General features: G+C 68.5%; 18 protein-coding genes and 1 pseudogene. 2 read left to right on the top strand and 17 right to left on the bottom strand.

The window, feature by feature from the left end:
• The first annotated feature begins 308 nt into the window (after window positions 1-308).
• The gene (locus ACLQ3I_RS12310; protein ID WP_164307028.1) at window positions 309-605 is read left to right on the top strand and encodes a WhiB family transcriptional regulator; all 297 of its coding nucleotides are present in this window, start codon (window positions 309-311) and stop codon (window positions 603-605) included.
• Between the two features lie 88 nt (window positions 606-693).
• On the opposite strand, the gene groL is transcribed toward ACLQ3I_RS12310, so the two are convergent.
• From groL to ACLQ3I_RS12325, 3 genes and pseudogenes are all read right to left on the bottom strand, one after another.
• On the bottom strand, window positions 694-2304 hold the full coding sequence (gene groL / locus ACLQ3I_RS12315) for a chaperonin GroEL (protein ID WP_425788254.1): 1611 nt from the start codon (window positions 2302-2304) through the stop codon (window positions 694-696).
• 99 nt (window positions 2305-2403) lie between these two features.
• The gene (gene groES, locus ACLQ3I_RS12320) at window positions 2404-2703 is read right to left on the bottom strand and encodes a co-chaperone GroES (RefSeq protein WP_006334733.1); all 300 of its coding nucleotides are present in this window, start codon (window positions 2701-2703) and stop codon (window positions 2404-2406) included.
• 187 nt (window positions 2704-2890) lie between these two features.
• A pseudogene (locus ACLQ3I_RS12325) lies at window positions 2891-3288 on the bottom strand (MFS transporter); the annotation flags it as partial.
• Window positions 3289-3398: 110 nt separating this feature from the next.
• Here ACLQ3I_RS12325 and ACLQ3I_RS12330 point away from each other — a divergent pair.
• Window positions 3399-3809, top strand: coding sequence for a MarR family winged helix-turn-helix transcriptional regulator (locus tag ACLQ3I_RS12330; protein WP_425802188.1), 411 nt, complete (start codon window positions 3399-3401; stop codon window positions 3807-3809).
• On the opposite strand, the gene tsaD is transcribed toward ACLQ3I_RS12330, so the two are convergent.
• From tsaD to glmM, 14 genes are all read right to left on the bottom strand, one after another.
• Complete coding sequence (tsaD, locus tag ACLQ3I_RS12335; RefSeq protein ID WP_425788258.1) at window positions 3800-4852, bottom strand: tRNA (adenosine(37)-N6)-threonylcarbamoyltransferase complex transferase subunit TsaD; 1053 nt, start codon at window positions 4850-4852, stop codon at window positions 3800-3802. The two genes, ACLQ3I_RS12330 and tsaD, sit on opposite strands and share 10 nt — an antisense overlap.
• A complete protein-coding gene (gene rimI, locus ACLQ3I_RS12340; protein ID WP_425802191.1) occupies window positions 4849-5388 on the bottom strand; it encodes a ribosomal protein S18-alanine N-acetyltransferase in 540 nt (179 codons plus the stop codon). The genes tsaD and rimI overlap by 4 nt, the downstream gene beginning before the upstream one ends.
• Window positions 5385-6092 carry a tRNA (adenosine(37)-N6)-threonylcarbamoyltransferase complex dimerization subunit type 1 TsaB gene (gene tsaB, locus ACLQ3I_RS12345; protein ID WP_425802194.1) on the bottom strand — a complete coding sequence of 236 codons (708 nt, stop codon included), beginning with the start codon at window positions 6090-6092 and terminating at the stop codon, window positions 5385-5387. The genes rimI and tsaB overlap by 4 nt, the downstream gene beginning before the upstream one ends.
• Window positions 6092-6553: a tRNA (adenosine(37)-N6)-threonylcarbamoyltransferase complex ATPase subunit type 1 TsaE gene (gene tsaE / locus ACLQ3I_RS12350; RefSeq protein WP_425788264.1), complete on the bottom strand. Its 462-nt coding sequence runs from the start codon at window positions 6551-6553 to the stop codon at window positions 6092-6094. The genes tsaB and tsaE overlap by 1 nt, the downstream gene beginning before the upstream one ends.
• The gene (locus tag ACLQ3I_RS12355) at window positions 6550-7659 is read right to left on the bottom strand and encodes an alpha/beta fold hydrolase (RefSeq protein ID WP_425790411.1); all 1110 of its coding nucleotides are present in this window, start codon (window positions 7657-7659) and stop codon (window positions 6550-6552) included. Before ACLQ3I_RS12355 ends, tsaE begins: the two co-directional genes overlap by 4 nt.
• 19 nt (window positions 7660-7678) lie before the next feature.
• Entirely contained in the window at window positions 7679-8812 is a 1134-nt protein-coding gene (gene alr / locus ACLQ3I_RS12360) for an alanine racemase (RefSeq protein WP_425802196.1), read from the bottom strand.
• 100 nt (window positions 8813-8912) lie between these two features.
• On the bottom strand, window positions 8913-10373 hold the full coding sequence (locus ACLQ3I_RS12365) for an NAD(P)H-hydrate dehydratase (protein ID WP_425802199.1): 1461 nt from the start codon (window positions 10371-10373) through the stop codon (window positions 8913-8915).
• A 10-nt stretch (window positions 10374-10383) separates the two neighbouring features.
• On the bottom strand, window positions 10384-12246 hold the full coding sequence (gene glmS, locus ACLQ3I_RS12370; protein ID WP_425788270.1) for a glutamine--fructose-6-phosphate transaminase (isomerizing): 1863 nt from the start codon (window positions 12244-12246) through the stop codon (window positions 10384-10386).
• 23 nt (window positions 12247-12269) lie between these two features.
• A complete protein-coding gene (locus ACLQ3I_RS12375; protein ID WP_425802805.1) occupies window positions 12270-13142 on the bottom strand; it encodes a dienelactone hydrolase family protein in 873 nt (290 codons plus the stop codon).
• Between the two features lie 90 nt (window positions 13143-13232).
• Window positions 13233-13493, bottom strand: coding sequence for a hypothetical protein (locus ACLQ3I_RS12380; protein ID WP_425788272.1), 261 nt, complete (start codon window positions 13491-13493; stop codon window positions 13233-13235).
• A gap of 13 nt (window positions 13494-13506) precedes the next feature.
• On the bottom strand, window positions 13507-14496 hold the full coding sequence (locus ACLQ3I_RS12385) for a hypothetical protein (protein WP_425802202.1): 990 nt from the start codon (window positions 14494-14496) through the stop codon (window positions 13507-13509).
• Window positions 14493-14834, bottom strand: coding sequence for a hypothetical protein (locus ACLQ3I_RS12390; protein ID WP_425788276.1), 342 nt, complete (start codon window positions 14832-14834; stop codon window positions 14493-14495). The genes ACLQ3I_RS12385 and ACLQ3I_RS12390 overlap by 4 nt, the downstream gene beginning before the upstream one ends.
• Before the next feature lie 115 nt (window positions 14835-14949).
• Window positions 14950-15648 (bottom strand): HAD family hydrolase, encoded by a 699-nt coding sequence (locus ACLQ3I_RS12395; RefSeq protein ID WP_425788278.1) that lies wholly within the window; start codon window positions 15646-15648, stop codon window positions 14950-14952.
• Window positions 15645-16994 carry a phosphoglucosamine mutase gene (glmM, locus tag ACLQ3I_RS12400; RefSeq protein ID WP_425802205.1) on the bottom strand — a complete coding sequence of 450 codons (1350 nt, stop codon included), beginning with the start codon at window positions 16992-16994 and terminating at the stop codon, window positions 15645-15647. Before glmM ends, ACLQ3I_RS12395 begins: the two co-directional genes overlap by 4 nt.

Consider the following 16994-nt stretch of genomic DNA (forward strand, 5'->3'; position numbering starts at 1 on the left):
TCTCCCGTGTTACGCCGAGCCCGTCACGGATCCTGCCGGAGACGAGCTTCCATGGTTGCCGAAACACTCCTCCGGGCAAGGGAAGTCGCAGTTCAGATAGGGTAATCCGACCCGCACCAGGGGCCTGACCCACCCAGTGTGGGCTATATGCTAGACCGGTCCGTTTCCACAACACAGAGTTAACATTTCTCGAAGTTTCACCATCATTGAGCATGCATTTGGCGGGATTGACTCCATTTCTTTTGCTTGCCTACTGTGTGGTTGCACTGATGAATACGAGTGCCACTCGCAGACAAGGAGTCGCTGTCATGCCTCAGCCAAATCTTCTTCCCGGCCCGAACGCCGACATCTGGGACTGGCAGATGAAGGGTCTCTGTCGCGGAGTGGAATCGTCGATGTTCTTCCATCCCGACGGTGAGCGCGGCCGTGCGCGCGCCCAGCGGGAGCGCCGTGCCAAGGAAATGTGCCACCAGTGCCCGGTGATCGCCCAATGCCGTGAACATGCACTCGCGGTCGCCGAGCCCTACGGCATCTGGGGCGGGCTCTCCGAGTCCGAACGCAGCATGTTGATGAAGCGCGGCGTCGGACGCCGGATGGCCGGCTAGCCGGCACGCGGACCCCTTCCCAACGCCCTCGGGGGCATCGATCCTGCTGGATCGATGCCCCCGAGGGGTTGTGCGGGTGTCGCCGACGTCAGTGGGCGTGACCGTGCCCGCCGGCCGCGGCCGCTTCCGGCCGGTCGGTGATGGCGGTCTCGGTGGTCAACACCATCCGCGCGACGGATGCCGCATTCACCACGGCCGACCGTGTCACCTTCACGGGATCGATGATCCCGTCGGCGAGCAGATCACCGTAGGTGAGCGTGGCCGCGTTGAAGCCCAGTCCCTGATCGGACTCGGTGACCTTCGCGACCACAACGGCGCCGTCGACGCCCGCGTTGCCGGCAATCCAATAGAGCGGGGCGCGGGCCGCGTCACGAACGACGCGCACGCCGAGCGCCTCGTCGTCGGGTAGGTCCGCCGCCAGCGCATCCAGCACCGAAGCCGCTTGCACGATCGCGGAGCCACCGCCGATGACGATGCCCTCCTCGACCGCGGCCTTGGCCGCCGCCACCGCATCCTCGACGCGGTGCTTGCGCTCCTTGAGCGCGGTCTCGGTGGCAGCACCCACGCGGATCACGGCAACGCCACCGGCGAGCTTGGCCAAGCGCTCGGCCAGCTTCTCGCGGTCCCAGTCGGAATCGCTCTGCTCGATCTCACGACGCAGTTGCTCGGCACGGTTCGCGATGTCGTCCTTGGTGCCGGCACCCTCGACCAGAGTGGTCGTGTCCTTGCTCACGACCACGCGGCGGACCGAACCGAGCGCGTCGAGTCCGGTCTCGGCGAGGGACATGCCGATGTCGGAGGAGATCACCGTCGCGCCGGTGACGACCGCCAAGTCCTCCAGGAACGCCTTCCGGCGGTCCCCGAAGAACGGCGCCTTGACCGCCACGGCCTTGATGGTCTTGCGGATGGAGTTCACGACGAGAGTCGAGAGCGGCTCGCCCTCCACGTCCTCGGCGATGATCAGCACCGACTTGCCCTCGGAGGCGATCTTCTCCAGTAGCGGCAGGAAGTCCGGCAGCGAGCTGATCTTGTCGCGGTAGAGGAGAACCAATGCGTCCTCCAGCACGGCCTCCTGGCTGTCGGCATCCGTGACGAAATACGGCGACAGGAAGCCCTTGTCGAACTGGACGCCCTCGGTGATCTCGAGGTCGGTCTCCAGACCGGAGCCCTCCTCGACGGTGACGACGCCGTCGCCACCCACCCGGGTCATCGCCTTGCCGACCATCACGCCGACCTCCTCGTCACGTGACGAGACGGTCGCGACCTGGCCGATCGCCTTCTCACCGTCGACCGGGGTCGCCACCCGAAGCAGTTCGGCGCTGATCGCGTCCGCGGCCTTGCCGATTCCGACACCGAGCGCGATCGGGTTGGCGCCCGCCGTGACGTTGCGCAGACCGGCCGAGACCATCGCCTGCGCGAGCACGGTCGCCGTCGTGGTGCCGTCTCCCGCGACGTCGTTGGTCTTGGTGGCCACCGACTTCACGAGCTGGGCACCGAGGTTCTCGAAGGCATCCTCGAGGTCGATGTCGCGGGCGATGGTGACGCCGTCGTTGGTGACGCTCGGTCCGCCGAACGCCTTGGCCAGCACCACATGCCGGCCGCGGGGGCCGAGGGTGACCTTCACCGTGTCGGCCAGTTGATTGATGCCGCGCTCGAGTGCGCGGCGCGCTACATCATCGAATTCGATCTGTTTGGACATGGGTCTCTTTCAGAGTGCGGAACAGCTTGGAGAATCAGCACCGCCCCGGCGCCCGACGAGGGCTCCGGGGCGGTGGACACGCGAAGTGATTCGCGGGTCTTACTTGCCGATGACGGCCAGCACGTCGCGCGCCGAGAGGATCAGGTACTCCTCGCCGGCGTACTTGATCTCGGTGCCTCCGTACTTGCTGTAGATGACGGTGTCACCTTCCTTGACGTCGACCGGGACGCGGTTGCCCTGCTCGGTAACCCGGCCCTCGCCGACGGCGATGACGGTGCCTTCCTGCGGCTTCTCCTTGGCGGTGTCCGGGATGACCAGACCGGACGCGGTGGTCGTCTCTGCCTCCACGGCCTGCACCAGGATCTTGTCCTCAAGCGGCTTGATGTTCACGCTCGCCACGATGTGAGTCCTCAACTTTCGTACTGAGTGAGTTCGAACGGTGGTTCGGATGTTCATGGCGCTGGACAAAGCCCCGTCGTCGCGGGTGCCGAGGCTTCACGCAGTGCCGACTAGCACTCTATACACGAGAGTGCCAGCACTCAAGGGCGGAGGCTGCGAAATCAGTCGGCCTCGCCTGCGAGTGAGGTCACGAGCGCCGGAACCGGGTCCGTAGCACCTGCGTACGGCTCTTTCGCGACCAAGTCGCCATCGCGATCGCACCGACGAGTCCGATGATCGACAGGCCGGCGACCACTCAGTTCACCGTCGACATTCCGCCGAGGAGCTCGCCGGGACCGGAATCGTCGGTGCTCGCGAGGATCGCGGTGACCACCGCCATCACCACCGCCCGCCCACCTGGACGCTGGTGCTGACCAGCCCTGAGGCCAGGCCCTGCTCCGTATCGTCGACACCCGCGGTGCCCTGGGACGGGACCGACGGGAAGGTGACCGCGAATCCGCCGACGAGCAACCAGGGCGTCGGCACCCGGTCCAGGACGCGGTCCATCCGGATCGCGCCGGCGGCGACGATCAGACCGGCAGGCAGCCCAGCCGACCTGCCGGTAATATGCGTGCGCATGTAATGTGTCTACACCTATTTCTTGCGCATTTAATGATTTTGCATTAAATGCATTTGCATGTGGTAAGGTGTCGGGCATGACCGAGGGAACCGATCAGGATGCGCTTGCCGCGGCCTGGCATGACCTGTCGGTTCGATACCACCGGGTCTCCTGCGCCCTCGACCGCGAACTGCAGGCCAATCACAAGATCTCCGCCAGCGAGTTCGAGGTACTCGAATTGCTCTGGGCAGCAGATGAACACAGTCTACGGATGAGTGAGCTCGCCGAGCACGTCCATCTCAGTCAGAGCGCTCTGTCGCGTGTGGTCGCGCGCCTGGAGAAGGACGGCCTCGCGAGCAGGACGATGTGCCAGTCGGATCGGCGGTCGGTGTTCGCCCAGCTCACCGAGAACGGCGAGGACCGGTACCGGCGTGCGCGCCCGACCCAGCGCGCGGTACTGGCCGACCATTCACTCGGTTGCCGCGAGCTGTTGCAGCGTCAGAGCTGACTGACCTGCACCGACATCCCCGGATCGGTGGCTACCGTCAGTGGGGACGGCTCGGCTCCTCCGGCGATGACATGCGCACCCAACGTCGCGATCATCACGCCGTTGTCGGTGCAGAGGCGAGGCCGGGGCACCCGCAGAGTGATGCCCGCCGCCGCGCACCTTTCCTGTGCCAGCGATCGGATGCGCGAATTGGCGGTGGCACCACCGCCGAGTACCAGAGTGTCGACCCCGAGGTCCGAGCAGGCACGGAGCGCCTTCATCGTCAGGACGTCGGCAACCGCCTCCTGAAAAGACGCCGCCACGTCGGCGACCGGCACCTCGACACCGTCGCGCTCGCATTTCTCGACATGGCGTGCGACCGACGTCTTGAGACCACTGAAAGAGAAGTCGTAGCGTGCGTCACGGGGTCCGGTCATCCCGCGCGGGAACGGGATCGCACTCGGATCGCCCCCGGCTGCAACACGATCCAGCGCCGGACCACCCGGGAATCCGAGATCGAGAAGGCGGGCCACCTTGTCGAAGGCCTCCCCCGCCGCATCGTCGACCGTGGTGCCGAGTTCGGTGATCGGCGACGCCAGGTCGGTCACGTGCAGCAGGTGGGTGTGGCCACCGGAGACCAGGAGGGCGACGCACTCCGGCATCGGCCCGTGCTCCAGTGTGTCGACCGCGACGTGACCGCCGAGGTGATTCATGGCGAAGAGCGGGACATCCCAGGCCAACGCATAAGCCTTCGCGGCCGCGACACCGACCAGCAGGGCGCCGGCCAGACCCGGGCCGATCGTCACCGCGATCGCATCGGGGCGGTCGATTCCGGCGACTTCTCGGGCACGCTGCATGGTCGGCACGATCGCCTCGAGGTGCGCTCGTGACGCGATCTCGGGGACCACACCGCCGAACCGCGCATGCTCCTCGACACTGGACGCGACCTCGTCGGCGAGCAGTGCCGCAGTCCCCTTCCCGCCGTCGCCGATGCCGTCCGGGTCCCACCGGACGATGCCGACTCCGGTCTCGTCACACGAACTCTCGATTCCCATCACGATCATGGGGCACTCCCTGACTCCGGTGCGGCTGACTCCCGTGCGGCTGACTCCGGTACGGCGGATTCCGGCGTGACCGGTCGGATCATCGTGTAGGCGTCGGCACCCGACGGTTGATAGTAGTTGCGGCGGATGCCCGACCGGACGAACCCCTGTCTCGCGTACAGATCGATGGCGGTGTCGTTGTCGGTGCGCACCTCGAGGAAAACCGGTGCGCCACAATCGTCGGCGACGTCGAGCAGCGCCATCAGCAAAGCGCGTCCGTAACCCCGGCCACGATGCGACGGCGCGACGGCGATCGTGTGGATCTCACACTCGAACGAACCCGCCGACCCCAGGGTCGATACGCCCGCGTAGCCCACGACTTCTCCGCCGGGCCGTTCGCGGGCCGCGAAGTACCGGTTGTAGGGAGCGTTGAGCTCTGCGCGGAAAGCCGTGGCGGGCCAAGGCGAATCGTCGGCGAACATCTCCCTCTCCAACGCGGCGCAGCGGGGGATGTCGGTGTAGTCGAGGTCGTCGATCAGCAGCTCAGACGTCGTCATCGTGTCACCTCTCGCTTCTGTCCGGCCGGTGCCCGACGGTCCTTGGACTCCACGGCGTCCGGGCGCCGAAGATACAGCGGGACCAGTGGTTCCGGCCGCGCGCCGGTACGCAGATCGTCGGACGCGGCTGCCAACAGACCGGCCACCGACGGTACCGTCGCGGTCCCGACACGGCGGCCGAAGAGCTCGGTGTGCGCCGGTGATCCGACCACGAGATCGATGGGTGTCGAGGCGAGGTCGTCGACGAGCCGGGCCGGCGCGACGACCTCCGGGCCACTCACCCGCCGCCCGTCCACGTACCGGGCCCAATAGACCTCACGGCGTCGGGCATCGGTCACCACCAGCATCGAGCCGCCATCTGCCCCGTCCATGAACTCCTGCTCCGCGACCGCGTCCAGCGAACACACGCCGTACACGGGCAGCCCCAGCGCGTCCGCGAAGGCCGCCCCGGTCGCCATCCCCACGCGCAACCCGGTGAAAGGTCCCGGTCCACACCCGACGACCACCGCGGCGAGATCGGAGCGCGCGACGCCCGAATCGCTCAGGACCTCACCGATGAGCGTGGTGAGCACCTCGGCATGTCGGCGCCCGTCCGACGCGACACGCTCGGCCGACACCTCCGGCGCGCAGCTGTCGTCGGGGCGCAGCCGCGCGACGCCGGTCACCACCGAGTCGGTCGCGGTGTCGATGGTCAATACCCACATCAGTGCTCCACCCATTCCCACTCGGCGCGACGGACTTCCGATTCGGGCTCCCGTCGCAGTCGTACCCGCAGATGCCGATCGGCGAGACGTTCGGCGACTCCGTCACCCCACTCCACCACGATCACCGCACCCGTCAGGTCGGAATCGAGGTCCAGCGCATCGAGTTCGTCGAGACCGCCGAGCCGATAGGCATCGACGTGAATCATGCCGGGGAGTCCCGGCCGCGACGGCCGATGCTCACGCGCGATGATGAACGTCGGCGACGACACCCGGCCGAGAACCTGCAGTCCGGCCCCGATGCCCCGGGCCATCGCCGTCTTGCCTGCGCCCAACGGGCCGTCGAGGATCACCAGGTCGCCGGCGCCCAGAGTGGCCGCCAGTTCCCTCCCCAGATCCTCGGTGTCGGCGACCTCCGCCAGCGTTCGCGCACCTGCCGCACCTGCCTCCACGGGTCCGCTCATCCTGGCACCCGCCTTCGCCACCACCGGCGACGGCGGGGCTGCGGCGTCGCCGTCCGCGCGCGGTCCACCAGATCGACGATCGCATCGGTCACCACGTCCGGCCTCTCCATCTGCACCATGTGACCCGCCCCCTCGACCACGACGAGTCGCGAGTCCTCTCTGAGTTCCCCGTACATCCGCATCGACCTCGGTAACGGTGTCAGCCGATCCGCGTTGCCGCACACCACCACCGACGGCACCCGGGCGAGGACCGGCAGGGCCATGGATTCGTCGTGATCCTCCAGGGCGTGCAAGAAATTCACAATGGTCTCGATCGGCGTGTTCTGGATCATCTTCTCGACGGCACGTCCGGCATTCGGGCTGTAGAAGTCGGGGCCGAAGCTCGCCGCCACCAGTACGGGTTCCAATACCTGACGGGTGAGGCCGCGACCGGCCCGTACCAGAGCCGGGACATGACGGACGGACAGCCGGAAGGCGTCGAGCAACGGATTCGACAGGCCTTCGCCGAGGCCGGCCTCGGTCAGACCGCGCGAGGCCGTCGCCACCAAGGCGACGCCACTGGCCCGGCCGTCGGGGGCGAAGAGTGCCGGGTCGCGGCGCGCCAGCCCCATCAACGCCATCCCACCCATCGAATGACCCACCAGTACAAGCGGTCCGGTCGGCGCGGCAGCGCGGATCACCGCGCCGATGTCGTCGCCGAGGCGGGTGATGGTGCAGGTCTCGGCCGGCGCCGGACCGCTCCGCCCGTGACCGCGATGATCGAAGAACACCATCCGGATGCATCGGTCTGCCCAGCGCTGTGCCAACTCGTGACGCTGGAAATGCCAGCTGGCCATTCGCAGGCTGAACCCGTGGACGAAGATGACGGTCAGCTCCGGCTCGATCCTGTCCGGCTCTGCTCCCGCCGGGCCGGTGACCACCGTGCGGACCGCCAGATCGATCCCGTCGTCGGTGGTGACGGTGCTCGCGGTGTCGTCATAGATCGTGGTGAAGTCCACGCCCGCAAATGGATCCGCCCGGTTTGTGGTCCGACGGCGCGCCACGTTGCGGGCGACCCCGCCGGCAGCGACGGCCCCGAGCGCGGCGACACCGGTGACCCCGGCCATCCAGCCGATGCGCTCCGAGTCATCCACGGACGCCCCCGACGTATTCGCGCACTGCCCGGCGACCGATTCCCGAGACGATCTCGTAGTCGATGGTGCCGATGGCATCCGCCCAGTCCTTGGCGGTCGGCCCGCCGTCTCGACCGGTACCGAACAGCTCTGCCCGGTCGCCCTCGGCCACTCCTCCACCGTCCGGACCGATGTCGACGACCATCTGGTCCATGCAGATCCGGCCCACGCCCGGAAACGATCGTCCGTTGATCCGGACCGTGAACTTGCCGGAGAGCAGCCGCGGCACGCCGTCTGCGTAGCCGGCAGGCAGGATCGCGATGGTTGTGTCGGTCGGCGCGATCCAGGTGTGGCTGTAGGAAACCCCTTCTCCGGCAGCGAGTTTCTTGATCAGCGAGACCTGGGCGGTCAGCGTCATCGCGGGAATCAGGCCGAAATCGCCGCGCTCGGGCACCGGCGTCCGGCCGTAGAGGGCGATCCCGGGCCGGACCAGATCGCGCGCGAGGTCTGGACGTGTCAGTGCGGCAGGAGAATTGGCGATGTGCATCACCTCCGGTCCGGCATCGAGCCTGCGCAGGTCGTCGGCGGCGAGGTCGAGACGTTGCGCCTGTTCGGAATTCAACGGATGGTCGGGCTCATCGCCACGCGCGAGGTGACACATGATCGCCCGGACCGACACCGCACCGTCGGCCTTGGCCTTGGCCAGGGATTCGGCGAAGTCGGCCCACTCGTCGACGGCGACACCGCTGCGATTGAGTCCGGTGTCCACCTTGACCGTCACCGTGGCCGTGGTGGAGCGGGCCTCCGCCGCGGCGACGACCGCGGCCAGCTGACGCGACGATGACACGGCGATGTCGATGTCGTGCGCGATCGCCGCGCCGAAATCGGTAGCGGGAGTGTGTAGCCACGCGGTGATATGCGCGGCGATCCCGTCGGCCCGCAATGCGACCGCCTCGCCGACATGCGCCACACCCAGTTCGGCGGCACCGGCTGCCAGCGCGGTTCGCGCGACGGGTAGGACACCGTGCCCATAGGCATCGGCCTTCACCACCGCCAGGACATCGGCGCGTGCGGCGGTGCGCACCACGCCGACGTTGTGGGCGATCGCGTCGAGATCGATGGTCGCGGCCAGGGCAGGTGAGGTCATCGCGTCCATTATCCCAGATGCGGGCGAGTGCATTGCACGTGCGCGCGGCCGCCGATGTGTCCGGGATCACTGCCGCGGCAATGCCGTGTGAGGACCACACTCACCCGATCGCAGAGGCCTCGCGGATCGCCCGCACCGCCGATCGGACCGCGCCCAGGAGGGCAGACGCCCCGATCGGCGCGCCTCGGGCGGCCAGATCGGCCGCGTGCCCGTGTACCCGCGCGGCGGCGGCTCCGGCCAGGGACGGGGTGAGCCCCGACGCCATCAGGGCGCCGGCGATTCCCGAGAGCACGTCACCGGCCCCGGCCGTGGCCGCCCACGAGGAACCGGCGTCGTTGCCGAGGACATCACCCGAAGGGTCCGCGACGAGCGTGATCCGCCCCTTGAGAAGCACCGTGACCTGCCACTTCGCCGCCAGGTCGGCGACTGCCTGCAATCGGTCGGCGCCGACGTCTTTGCCCGCCAGTCGTGCGTACTCGCCCGCGTGCGGGGTCAGCAGCGTCGGGGCCGGTCGCTCCGACACGAGTTCGGGATGAGCAGCGACCAGTGTGAGGCCGTCGGCGTCGACGAGCACCGGTAGATCGGTCGCGAGCACCGTACGCAGCACGTCCAGCGCGTCGTCGTCGGTGCCCATGCCGGGTCCCACCACCCACGCCTGCACACGTCCCGCATCGTCGAGCGACCTGGCCGCGACCACCTCCGGGAAATGCGAGACCACCTCGTCGGCGGCCGTCCCGACATAACGGGTCATGCCCGACGTCGCACTCACCGCCGCACCCGTCGCCAGGATCGCCGCTCCCGGGTACCGCGCCGACCCGGCGATCACCCCGATCACGCCCTGGCTGTACTTGTCGTCATGAAGTCCGGGGACCGGCCACAGCCGCGCGACGTCGTCGTCGGTGAGTGCCGAGAGCCGGGGCGCGGGACCATCGGCGGGCCCGGACCGGTCGATGCCGATGTCGATCACCTCGACTCGGCCGCATTGCGGCGCAGCCAACAGGTGGGCGTTTCGGGGCACGCCGAACGTGACGGTGATGGTGGCATGCACGGCCGGGTCATGGACCTCACCGGTGTCGGCGTCGACTCCGGACGGGAGGTCGACGGCCACGATCGCCGGCCCCCCGGCGTCGGCGGGTACCAGACGGGCGAACTGCTCGGCGGCCGCCGATCGCAACGGTCCACGTCCTCCGATCCCGACAACCCCGTCGATCACCAGATCGAGTCCTCTCGGGAGGGTCTCGGCGATACGACCGCCGGCGCGACAGAACGCCGCGAGACCGCCAGGGTGAGCCTTGTCCGGGTTCAGCAGCACGGCGCTGCATGCCACTCCGCGGCGCGCGAGAACTGCCAGCGCATAGAGTGCGTCGCCGCCGTTGTCACCGGCGCCGACGACTCCACCGACGCGGCGTCCGTAACAGCCGCCCGTCGCGCCGAGCTCGCGGATCACCACCTGCGCCACGCCGGCGGCGGCGCGCCGCATGAGGGTGCCGCCGGTCAGCAGGTCCCCGGTCGCCTGTTCCACGCGCCGGACGGCGTCGGCGGTGAGGTAACGGATCGACATGGGCCGGGAACTACTCGACGGTGACCGACTTGGCCAGGTTCCGCGGCTTGTCCACGTCGTAACCACGCGTCTGCGCGACGGTGGCCGCGAACACCTGCAGCGGGACGGTCGACACCAGCGGTTGCAGAAGGGTCGGTGTCTTCGGGATGGGGATCAGGTGGTCGGCAACGCTCGCCGCCGAGAGGTCGTCCTCCTCGGCGATCACGATCGTGCGCGCCCCACGTGCCTGGATCTCCCGGATGTTGCTCACCATCTTGGAATGCAGCAAAGCCCGGCCGTCCGCAGATGGCATCACGATGATCACCGGCAGACCGTCTTCGATCAGGGCGATCGGACCATGCTTCAGTTCGCCCGCCGCGAATCCCTCCGCGTGCATGTACGCGAGTTCCTTCAGTTTGAGGGCTCCCTCGAGCGCCACCGGATAGCCGACGTGCCTGCCGATGAAGAGCACCGTGTTGTGGTGCGCGAGCGACCGTGCCAGCTCCTGGACCGGCTCCATGGTCGTGAGGACTTCCTCGACGGCCTTCGACATCAGCTCCAGCGCCGCGAACTCGCGCGCGACCTCGTCGGCGTACTTGGTGCCGCGGGCCTGGGCGAGGGCGAGACCGACCAGGTAGGCCGCGACGATCTGCGCGAGGAAACACTTCGTCGACGCGACGCCGATCTCCGGACCCGCATGGGTGTAGAGCACGGCGTCGGACTCGCGCGGGATCTGTGCGCCGTTGGTGTTGCAGATGGCCAGCACCCGGGCTTTTTGGTCCTTGGCGTGGCGGACCGCCTCCAGCGTGTCGGCGGTCTCCCCGGATTGTGAGATCGCGACAACCAGCGTCGAACGGTCCAGCACCGGGTCGCGGTAGCGGAACTCGCTCGCGAGCTCGACCTCCACCGGGAGCCGCGTCCAGTGCTCGATGGCGTACTTGGCCAGCAGCCCCGCGTGATAGGCGGTGCCACAGGCGACGACGAAGACCTTGTCGACGTCGCGGAGGTCGTCGTCGGTGAGTCGCTGTTCGTCGAGAACGATGCGTCCGCCCTCGAGGTGGCCGAGGAGGGTGTCGGCGAGCGCGGCGGGCTGCTCGGCGATCTCCTTCAGCATGAAGAAGTCGTAGCCGCCCTTCTCGGCCGCGGCGAGGTCCCAGTCGATGTGAAAGGGCTTGCCCGCGCGCGGGTCTCCGTCGAAATCGGAGATCCGGTAGTAGTCGGCGGTGATCACCACGACCTCGTCCTGCCCGAGCTCGACCGCATTTCGGGTGTGCTCGATGAACGCCGTCACATCCGAGCTCACGAACATCTCGCCGTCACCGACGCCCACCACCAGCGGGGTGGATCGACGTGCGGCGACGATGGTGTCCGGGTGATCGGAGTGGGTGAAGACGAGAGTGAAGGCACCTTCGAGGCGACGCAGCGCGGCGTAGGCACTGGAGACGAAATCACCGGCGGTGGGCCCGTTCGCGTAGTAGCTCTCGAGCAGGTGCACCGCGGTCTCGGTGTCGGTGTCGGAGAGGAACTCGATACCGGCATCCTCGAGTTCGGTGCGCAGAACGGCGTAGTTCTCGATGATGCCGTTGTGGACCACGGCGATCCTGCCGTCGGTGCTCAGGTGTGGATGCGCGTTGCGATCGGTGGGCTGGCCGTGCGTGGCCCAGCGGGTGTGCCCCATCCCGGTGCTGCCCACCAGGTTGTCCGGTCCGACCGTGGCGATCTGCTTGTCGAGGTTCTCGAGCCGACCGGCCTTCTTCTCGACCACGGTGTTGCCGTGCCCGTCGAGAATGGCCACCCCGGCCGAGTCATATCCGCGGTATTCCATCCGCCGAAGTGCCTCGACCACGATGTCCAGCGCATCGCGCCGCCCGACGTATCCGACGATTCCACACATAGACAGTCAGCGTACCTGTGAAGTCAGCTCTTTCGGGTGCGCCGCTTGCTTGGTTTGACCCCCAGCAGGTGTGACACCGGATCCACCGGCTGCACGGGCGGGTCGGCCAGATCGATCACGCCCAGTTTGCCCAGGCTGGAATCCGCGTCGGAGAACCCTTGGTACTCGGTGTCGCCGGCCACGGTGTGCAGCAGAAATCCGGTGCAGGCTGCGCGGACGAGGCCGTGGACGGCACGGTCCGACCCGTTCATCCCGACCAGGGACTTGACCGTCCGACGTTCCAGCAGATCCCGTGCGTTCCCCTTGGGAACAGTGCGCAACGCCACATCGCCGGCATAGGCCTGTGCCAGGGGCAGGGCGTTGGCCTCCACGGTGTTGAGTTCACCAGCGCCCGCCACAATCAGTCCGGGCGCGGTGACCAGGCCGGCGGCCGGCAACAGCATCGACGTCGTCGGTGCCGGGAACACTGCGACCACGCCCGCCACCGCAGGTGCCGGTTGCCCCAGGATCGGTTGATCCGCAGCCGCCATCACGGCGGCCGCCGCGCCGAAACCGTGGCCGACGAGTCCGATCCGATCCGGATCGACGGTCACCGCTCCGGACCCGAGGGGGACCCGCGCGACGACTCCGAGGGCAGCCCGCAGGTCGGCCGCCAAGCCGACATCGGAGGCGAAGAAGCCGGTGTTCTCGTCCGGCGCGACGGTCACGAAACCCCAGGACGCGAAGTGGTAGAGGAGATCCCGGTACCTGCGACTGTCGGCCATCCACGTGTGTCCGAGGGCGATGGCGGGGAGTCTCCGCCCCGATTCCGGCGCGAACACCTGCCCGCGCATGCCGACGATCCCGAGGTCGCCACACAGGACGCGGTGAGGCCCGCGGCGCGACAACGGCGCCATCAGCTTGTCGGCCGATCGGGACGGCTTCGCGCCCCGTGTCGTCCGCTCAGATCTCGTCTGCCCTGGTTTCGCTGCCGGCACACCGACAGCCTATTCGTCCGGGGCCGATCGATGTGGACTGGCCTCGGCCACGTCGGCGGGTAAGAGAATTCGCGGCGTGGCGGTATCGGCAATGTCCGCGTCGGTCTGCAGCTTCTCCCGCAGTCGCTGGTCCGGGGCGGCGCTCGCGGAACGGAAGTCGGCGAGGTCCGAGGCGAGACGCCGCTGGGTCGCCGCGTACGCGTGGGATGCCGCGACGACCTCTGCGGTCGCTCGCCGTGCGACGGCCTCGATCTGGTCTGCGAGATTCACGATCGACCCGCTCTCATTCGTCGCCGGCCAGTGCCAGGTCGCCTGCCGACGGTGGCGTGGACTCATGCGCGTCCGGGCGGACCGGGGCTACGGCGCCCGGCTCGGGAGCACGAGCCGGCGCGGCGAGCGCGGTGTCCTCGGCGAGTGGATTCGCGGATACCGGCGCCTGCGGTTCCGGTGGGTCGGCACCGGCGTCCGGTGTCAGTTGCAACGGGACGTCGGGGCGATTGCGGGACGGTGCCGGCACATCGTCGTCGCCGGGCGCCTCGCCACCCCCGGCCGACCGGCCGGCCGGCGCCGTCGCTGCCTCCGGTGGCGTGACCACAGTGTCCGGTGCCCGTCCCTCCGTCTCGGTCGGAGGGTTGCCGGCCTGGGGGTACGGTTCGACATCCATCGCCTCGGTGACGCGATCGAGATGCCGCAGGATCTCGTCGATCCCGGAGACAGTGGCATGAGCCGTGGTGAAATACAGGCCGGCCCTCGACGCGATGTCGTCGATCACGATTACGGCTGGGAGTTCTCCCGCCACGATCGCCCCTGGGACCGCGGCCACCGGGACGCCGGCCACCAGCGGGGACGCCAGTTGGGCGACCGTGAGATACCACGTCCGCAACAGCTGATCGATCCCCGACGCCGCGGACCCGGTGGCCTCGGCCAGGGTCCGCAACACATGCAGGTCCGCTTCGGCGCGCCACTGGTGATCGACGACCGCGGCCACCGCCCGCGCGCCCGACTTGCTCACCCAGCCGCGACCGAGCCGGACCTGCTGTTCGGGTAGCCGGTGCAGCTGGTCGGCGACGGCACGGTGCGCCGCGTCGAGGCGGCGGCTGTCGGCGGCGAGGCCCGCGACGTCGAACGAACCGACCCTCCGGAACGGCCGGTGCACGTCCTCCTCGCCTGCCGTTTGCGCTCCCAGCGCCGCGCCAAGCGCCAGCACCTCGACCAGATCCTCGATCCCGGAGACGGCCTGGTCGCGCAGCGCCGAAAGCGAATCCCCTGTCACACGGCACCGGAACCGTCGGCGCGATGCCTGCCCACACTGCGGGTCACGCCGGTCGCGTTGTCGGCATCGGCGGCCTCGATGATCGCGATGCCCCGTCCCAGGGCATCGGCCAGTCGGTCGGCGGCCTGCGCCTGGTCCGCGAGTCGCCCCGTGATGACGCGGCCCATCTCCCGGTACCGTTCGCCCATCTCCCGGTACTCCTCGCCGATCGCCCAACGACCGAGTTCGTGAGCCCGGATGTCCTCGGCGGCCGAGCCGACGACATCGGCGGCGCGGCGATAGAACGCCACCACCTTCGAGACCTCGTCGACGTCGACGGACATCTGCGAATCGGCCATCGGTCCCCCTTCTCCCGCTGCGCGACACGGGTCGAGTGAATTCGAGCACATGAACACGGGTGTGGCGTCGAAGTTTAGACGCGCGACGGCAAGGGCTGGTTCCCGGCCGAGAAAGTCAGTTCGGCAGGACCACGCCGTGGCGCATGACGGCGTCGACGAGCGCCGACGGTCGTTCCGATACCGGCGCGTCCTGGACCAGCTCGAACGCACAGCCGAGATGGCGAGAACCGCCGTCGGCCTCCGCGCTGTCACCCACCATCAGCGCGTCGTACGGCGCGACGCCGAGCGGGTCGAGTGCCGCGTGGAAGATTCGCGGGTTGGGTTTGATCGCACCGACCTCATAGGACAGGGCGTACTCGTCGACGAGGTCGTCGACACCGTGCAGCGCGAGCACCGCGCGCAGATCGAAGGCGATGTTGCTGACGACACCGACGGGGATGGCGGCGGCGCGCAGACCGCGCAGCACCGCCTCGGTGTCCGGGAAGATCTGCCACGAATGCGGATCGAGAACCCTGGCGTAGAGCTGCTCGGCGTGGCCTGGCGCGGTCAGCCCCGACGCGCGCAGCATCGCCAGATATGCGCGCCGGTGCTGCTTTGGGTCGAGATCCCTTTGCTCCCAGGCAATCCGGTCGTCGTCCTCGATGACCGTCGGCAGACCGACGGGTTGGGTCATCCGCCGGATCAGGACCGCCTGCGCGTCCAGATGCAGCGCGTTGCCGTCCTCGTCGTGCAGACCGTCGAACCAGTCGTCGCGCGCCTCGAACCGGAAGAGAGTGCCCGAGAAGTCGAACAGGACCGCCTTGGGAGTGCTCACGAGCCCGCAGCCTCGACCACGTCGACGATCCGACGTGCCACCACCCGCGCGGTGTCGGCAGAGCCGGCCTCGACCATCACGCGTACGAGTTGCTCGGTTCCCGACGGACGCAACAGCACCCGGCCGTGGTCGCCGAGTTCGGCCTCCGCGTCGGTCACCGCCTGCTTGACTATCTGTGATTGGGCAACCGCGTGTTTGTCCGCGACCCGGACGTTGATGAGTTCCTGCGGGAGAACCGTCATGATGCCCGCGAGGTCGGCGATGCGGTCGCCTGTCACAGCCATCTGCTCCATCAGGAGCAGGCCGGTCAGGATGCCGTCACCGGTGGTCCCGGAGCCGGGAACCACGATGTGCCCGGACTGTTCCCCACCGAGCGAATAGTTGCCACGACGCAACTCCTCGAGGACGTACCGGTCGCCGACGGCTGTCGTCCGCAGCGTGATCCCCGCCTCGCGCATGGCGATGTGCAGGCCGAGGTTGCTCATCACGGTGGCGACGAGGACGTTGTCGCGCAGGCGATCCCGGGACCGCAACGCGGTCGCGAGGATCGCCATGATGGCGTCCCCGTCGACGACCTGCCCGGTCGAGTCGACCGCGAGGCAACGATCGGCGTCACCGTCATGGGCCAATCCCAGATCGGCACCGTGCTCGAGCACCGCCGCACGGAGCTTGTCCATGTGGGTGGATCCGCAGTCCTCGTTGATGTTGAGGCCGTCGGGCTCCGCGTGGATCGCGATGACGTCGGCGCCCGCGTCCGCGTAGGCCTGTGGCGCCAGCTCGAAAGCGGCGCCATGGGCGCAGTCCACGACCACGGTGAGGCCGTCGAGGCGATGTCCGATCGCGGCGGCGAGGTGCGCGCGATAACGGTCGCCCGCATCGGACGCGTCCACCACACGACCCACGGCTGCGCCGATCGGACGGGCGAAGTCGTCGTCGGCCATCGCGGCCTCGATCCGGTCCTCGACCGCATCGTCGAGTTTGTGGCCGCCGTCCGAGAAGAACTTGATCCCGTTGTCGGGCATGGGATTGTGCGACGCCGAGATCATCACGCCGAAATCGGCGCGGTAATCGGCCGTCAGGAATGCGACAGCGGGAGTCGGCACCACGCCGACGCGGATCGCGTCGACACCGGTGGCCGCCAGCCCCGCACACACCGCGGCCTCGAGCATCTCGCCGGAGGCGCGGGGATCACGGCCGACCACTGCGCGCGGACGTCCGCTCGCTTCGCTCGCGGAGCCGGCCTCGAAAACGACCGCGGCGGCCGAGGCCAGGCGCAACGCGAGCTCGGGAGTGAGCTCGTCGTTGGCCAGGCCCCGGACGCCGTCGGTTCCGAAAAGGCGTGCCAA

Origin of the sequence: Gordonia sp. DT101, assembly GCF_049844895.1 — a bacterium.
In the GTDB taxonomy this organism is placed as follows: domain Bacteria; phylum Actinomycetota; class Actinomycetes; order Mycobacteriales; family Mycobacteriaceae; genus Gordonia.